Source organism: Zavarzinia sp., from assembly GCF_049306435.1.
Taxonomy (GTDB): domain Bacteria; phylum Pseudomonadota; class Alphaproteobacteria; order Zavarziniales; family Zavarziniaceae; genus Zavarzinia.
Genome location: NZ_JBAQRT010000339.1, coordinates 1 through 2,251 on the forward strand (window position 1 = coordinate 1; position 2,251 = coordinate 2,251).

Below are 2,251 nucleotides of genomic sequence, written 5' to 3' on the forward strand. Positions count from 1 at the left end.
CCCGGGCGCAGGCCCTGGCCGCGATCATCGGCGGGCTTGCCGGTCGGCGGCACGGCCGAGCCGGTGCCGAGATCGGCCGGCGGCTCCGTCGCGCTGACGTCGCGGTGGATCTTCTCGCCCTTGAGGAGAGCGATGATTTCCTCGCCCGACAGGGTTTCGTACTCGAGGAGCGCATTGGCCAGGGTGTCGAGATCGCCGCGCCGCTCGGTCAGGATGCGGCGCGCGGTGTCGAGGGCGTTGTCGACCAGTTTCTTCACCTCGGCGTCGATCTTCTGGGCTGTCGCCTCCGAGACATTCTGCGTCCGCGAGACCGAATGGCCGAGGAAGACCTCTTCCTGATTATCGCCGTAAGCGACGGCGCCCAGCTCTTCCGAAAGGCCCCAGCGGGTGACCATGTTCCGCGCGAGCGAGGTCGCGGCCATGATGTCGCTGGAGGCGCCGGAGGTCACCTTGTCGTAGCCGAAGACCAGTTCCTCGGCCATGCGGCCGCCCATGGAGATGGCGAGGCGCGAGATCATGAATTCGCGGGTCAGCGAATATTTGTCGCCTTCCGGCAGCTGCATGACCATGCCGAGGGCGCGGCCGCGCGGAATGATCGTCGCCTTGTGGATGGGATCGGCGGCCGGCACGTTCAGGCTGACGATGGCATGGCCACCCTCGTGGAACGCGGTCAGGCGCTTCTCTTCCTCGGACATGACCATCGAGCGGCGCTCGGCGCCCATCATCACCTTGTCCTTGGCCGCCTCGAATTCGGCCATGGAGACGATGCGGCGGCCCTTGCGCGCGGCGAGCAGCGCCGCCTCGTTGACGAGATTGGCGAGATCGGCGCCCGAGAAGCCGGGGGTGCCGCGGGCGATCACCCGCGCATCGACATCGGCCGCCGTCGGCACCTTGCGCATATGGACCTTGAGGATCTTCTCGCGGCCCGAGATATCCGGGTTCGGCACCACGACCTGACGGTCGAAACGGCCCGGACGCAGCAGCGCGGGATCGAGCACGTCGGGCCTGTTGGTCGCGGCGACCAGGATCACGCCCTCGTTCGCCTCGAAACCGTCCATCTCGACCAGGAGCTGGTTCAGGGTCTGTTCGCGCTCGTCGTTGCCGCCGCCGAGGCCGGCGCCGCGATGACGGCCGACCGCGTCGATTTCATCGATGAAGATGATGCAGGGCGCGTTCTTCTTCGCCTGTTCGAACATGTCGCGGACACGGGACGCGCCGACGCCGACGAACATCTCGACGAAGTCGGAGCCCGAGATGGTGAAGAAGGGCACATTCGCCTCGCCGGCGATGGCGCGGGCGAGCAGCGTCTTGCCGGTGCCCGGCGGGCCGACCAGCAGCGCGCCCTTGGGGATGCGGCCGCCGAGGCGCTGGAATTTCTGCGGGTCCTTCAGGAAGTCGACGATTTCCTCGAGCTCTTCCTTGGCTTCGTCGATGCCGGCGACATCGTCGAAGGTGATGCGGCCGTGACGTTCGGTCAGCAGGCGCGCCTTGGACTTGCCGAAGCCCATGGCCTTGCCGCCGCCCGACTGCATCTGGCGCATGAAGAAGATCCAGACGCCGATCAGCAGCAGCATCGGGAACCACGACACGAGCACGTCGAGCAGCGTGGGGCCGGATTTGTCCAGCGGTTCCGCCTTCACGTTCACGCCCCGCTCGAGGAGGCGCGAGATCATGTTCGGGTCATAGGGGGCATAGGTGGTGAAGTCGCTGTTGTTGGTCAGCCGGCCCGTGATCTGGTCACCCTGGATGGTGACGTCGGCGACCCGCCCGGCATCGATCTGGGTGACGAATTCCGAATAGGTCATCGCCGGCCCCGTCTTCCGCCCCGACGAGCTTTGGAAGGCGTTGAAGAGCGCGAACAACAGCAGCGCGATGACGACCCACAGGGCGAGGTTGCGGCCGGGCAAATTCACTTGCTTCACCTTTCCAACCGGCATTGCCGGCATTCCGCCCTCGCGGGCGGTCCATTCACTCGTTCTGTTCTAAATAATGCGCCCGAGCCGGTAAACAACACCCTGATCCGGTTCAGGCCGAAAACATGCTGGGGGCACAATAGCGCAGTCGTGCCGCCTGTGGAGTCCCGAATTCCAGGGTGGGCACGGCGATCAGCCGTCCCCGCGCGAAAACCGCCGGCAGAACGCGCCGCTCCGCCAGCGGCAGGAGGGGCAGGCCGGAGGGCCGAAGGTCACCGAGGGCGGCGATGGTCACCGGCTCCGCCCCGGCGACGACGGCGAAGCGGCCGTCCCAGGTC

Annotated in this window: 2 protein-coding genes; both read right to left on the reverse strand. The window is 66.7% G+C overall.

Going from position 1 to position 2,251, the window contains the following annotated elements; all coding sequences use genetic code 11:
* The coding region (gene ftsH / locus WAZ62_RS19765; protein ID WP_422645251.1) for an ATP-dependent zinc metalloprotease FtsH at nucleotides 1–1,913 on the reverse strand (1,913 nt) is incomplete at its 3' end.
* Between the two features lie 112 nt (nucleotides 1,914–2,025).
* Nucleotides 2,026–2,251, reverse strand: a 226-nt coding sequence (locus tag WAZ62_RS19770; RefSeq protein ID WP_422645252.1) for a hypothetical protein, incomplete at its 5' end; no start/stop codon positions are given.